The sequence below is a fragment of the Streptomyces sp. NPDC000151 genome (assembly GCF_040301705.1).
Classification (GTDB): domain Bacteria; phylum Actinomycetota; class Actinomycetes; order Streptomycetales; family Streptomycetaceae; genus Streptomyces.
The window spans coordinates 1-3,078 of record NZ_JBEPFC010000282.1 but is presented as its reverse complement, the minus strand read 5'-3'; the positions used below and the strand labels follow the sequence as shown (position 1 = coordinate 3,078).

The 3,078-nt window shown below is 74.1% G+C and carries 2 protein-coding genes and 1 pseudogene; 2 read left to right on the top strand and 1 reads right to left on the bottom strand.

What is annotated here, in order from left to right; all coding sequences use genetic code 11:
• Together ABT381_RS35480 and ABT381_RS35475 are read left to right on the top strand one after the other, a co-directional pair.
• Positions 1-392, top strand: a pseudogene (locus ABT381_RS35480) (glycosyltransferase family 39 protein); the annotation flags it as partial.
• Between the two features lie 111 nt (positions 393-503).
• Complete coding sequence (locus tag ABT381_RS35475; RefSeq protein WP_351602164.1) at positions 504-1,502, top strand: class I SAM-dependent methyltransferase; 999 nt, start codon at positions 504-506, stop codon at positions 1,500-1,502.
• 16 nt (positions 1,503-1,518) lie between these two features.
• Here the strand turns inward: ABT381_RS35475 and ABT381_RS35470 are convergent.
• Positions 1,519-3,078 (bottom strand): CDP-glycerol glycerophosphotransferase family protein (locus tag ABT381_RS35470; protein ID WP_351602161.1); only part of this gene is annotated, 1,560 nt, incomplete at its 5' end.

Genomic DNA, 3,078 nt, shown 5'->3' with positions numbered 1-3,078 from the left:
GCCGCCCGGACGATCTCGCGGCGGTGGCGGCGGCCGTCGCGCGCCGCGCCGCGCCCGGGGACGGCGTCTTCTTCGCGCCCACCTACGAACGCCGGGTAGGACTCGCCTACCCGGAGCGGTTCGCCGGCCTGACGGACCTCACGCTCGGCGCCACGGGCGCGGCGTCGGGCACGCTCTACGGCCGGGACGCGCCGCTCGCGGAGATCCGGGCGCGGCTGGCCCGCACCGGCCGGGTCTGGCTGGTCGCCGCCGACGGCGTGGACCGCACCCACTGGTTCCGCCACAACGACCACGAAATGGCCAAATGGCGGCTGCTGCACACGCTCTTCGCACAGCGGTACTGGCTGAACGGCCCCGGCGGCAATGTCGCTCTCTTCGTACGACGGAACTGAGCGCGGCGGAATACCTCGTACGCGCCGACCACCGCCCGTATTCCGGAATTCCGGGCGGCCGGCGGCTAGTGTCCGGCACCGCGATTTCCGTCGAGAGGCCGGGCACAGGACATGACCCCACTGCACACCGAGACCCTCGCCGCGCCCGCCGGAGCGGCGCTGCCGCGCCCCGGCACGCTCGCGGACGTCAAGGGCTGGTTCTTCGACCAGGACCAGCTGCTCTTCGACTGGCTACTGACCCACCAGGCCCGCTCCGGCGTGCGCGGCGACCTGCTGGAAATGGGCGCGTACCTGGGAAAGAGCGCCGTTTTCCTGGGCCGTTACCGCCACTCGGGGGAGGAATTCACGGTCTGTGACCTCTTCGATTCCCCGGCCGGGGACGCGGCCAACGACGAGGAAATGCAGCGCTCTTACGCGACGCTCAGCCGCCGCGCGTTCGAGGCGAATTACCTCTCCTTCCACGACGAGCTGCCCGCCATCATCCAGGGCCCCACCTCCCTCGTTCCCGAGAAGGTGGCTCCCGGCAGCTGCCGCTTCGTCCACATCGACGCCTCGCACCTCTACGACCACGTACGCGACGACATCCTGGCCGCGCGTCGCGTGCTGTCACCCGAAGGAGTGGTCGTGCTGGACGACTACCGCTCCGAGCACACGCCGGGCGTCTCGGCCGCCGCCTGGGAGGCGCTGTTCACGGAGGGGCTGCGGCCCATCTGCCTGAGCCGCTGCAAGTTCTACGGCACCTGGGGCGACCCGGCGCCCTGGCAGGAGGCGCTCATCCTGGAGATCGTCGGCCGCGCCGACTGCCACGCCGACCTCCAGACCATCGCGGGGCACCGGGTGGTGCGCCTGGTCAGCGGGCAGGGCCTGGCCGTGCCCGAGCCACCGCGGTCCCGGCACTACGAAGCGCTGCGCGCCGAGGAACGCGCGGCCGAGGAGATCCGGCGCCGCCGCGAGGAGACCGACGCACGCGCCGCGGCAGCCGCCGCCGAGGCCGAGGCAGCACAACACCGAGCCACCGCCCGCCGCCCAAAGGCCCGCGCCCGCCGCGCAGCCCTCCAACTCCTGCCCCCCTTCCTCACCAAGGCCCTCCGCAGGCTGCGGCGCCGCTGATTCCCGGGCCGCGGCCTCAGTCCAGCAGCAGATCCGCCGCCCGTGCCGCCGCCCGGCCGTCGTCCCGTGGGCAGTACGCCGCGCGGAAGCGTGCGTACGCGTGCGCGCTGCGGCGCGCGACCCCGTCCAGGTCGCGCAGCGCGTCCACCAACTCCCCGGTGTTCGTCAGGAGTGGTCCCGGGGCCTCGGCCTCGAAGTCGAAGGTGAAGCCGCGCACGGTGTCGCGGAAGTGCTCCAGGTCCGGCGTCAGGAACAGGATCGGGCGGCCGGTGTTGGCGAAGTCCACCGCCAGGGAGGAGTAGTCCGTGACCAGTACGTCGGCGGCCAGCAGGAGTTCCATCGCGTCGGGGTGGTCGGTCACGTCGCGGAGGAAGCCGTCGGGCCGGGTCGGCACCCGGTCGGCGACCAGGGGGTGGCTGCGCAGCAGCAGGACGTGGTCCTCGCCGAGCGCCGCCCTGGCGTGTGCGACGTCCAGCGGCAGGTGCAGCTGGTAGTGGTCCGCGTCGTACGCCTTGTCGTCCCGCTGGGTCGGCGCGTAGAGGACCACCTTCTTGTCCGGGGGGATGCCGAGGCGCTCCCGTACGCGCAGGGCCTGTTTGTCGCGGTCTTCGGAGAGCAGGGCGTCGGTGCGGGGCAGGCCGGTCTCGTGGATGGCGCCGTCGTAGCCCAGGGACCGGCCCAGCAGGGACGTGCTGTGCGCGTTGGGGGAGAGCAGCACGCTCCACTGGTGGCCGCGGCGCGGCTGCGGCCACAGGTGGACCAGGTCGGCGCAGAGCGTGCCGGCCAGGTCGGTGCCGATGCGCTTGACCGGGGTGCCGTGCCAGGTCTGCAGGACCCGCTGGCCGGGGCGGCGGACGAACCACTCCGGTAGGTGGGTGTTGGTGACGATGCGACGGCTGCGGGCCAGTGCCTCGTGCCACTCGGTGCTGCCCAGGAGTACTGGACGGGTGCCGGGAGGGATGTGGGCGTGGGTGTCGCGGACCACCCAGAGGTGGTCGGCGCGCGGCTCGCGGCGGGCCAGCTCCCGGTGCACCGCGCGTGGTGAGTCGCCGCCGCAGCGCCCGTCGAAGCTGTTGTAGAGGACCGTCTCGCGCAGCGGGCGGGAGCGGCGCCGCGGGTAGTGCTCCTCGCGCAGCAGCCGCTGCCGGTACGGGCCGCGGTCCGCGTCCGGTACCGCGGGGCCCGCCTCGACGAAGACCCGGTCGTGGAAGCGGCGGTCCACGGTGAGCCGCCCGGTCGCCGCCGGGCAGGTCGCGGGCAGCGCGGCGAAGAGCGTGGGGCACAGCCGTACGGGCAGGTCACCGGCGCCGTGCCGGTCGCCGCCGGGGTCCGGGGCGACCGCTTCGGCGGCCTCGTCGTCCGCCGCACCCGCGTCGTACTCGGCGCCGGGCCCGACCGCGCCGTCGGCGTCCGCCGTGCGCAGGAAGAGGTACCAGCGGCCCTCGCGCAGCGGCCGTGCGCCGCCGCAGGAGGGGACCGCGGCGGGCCGCAGTACGGCCGTGAACCGCTCGCCGTCCCGGGTGGCGGGGAAGACCGCCTCGGCGGCGAACCGGCTGTGCCGCAGCACGGCCGCGAG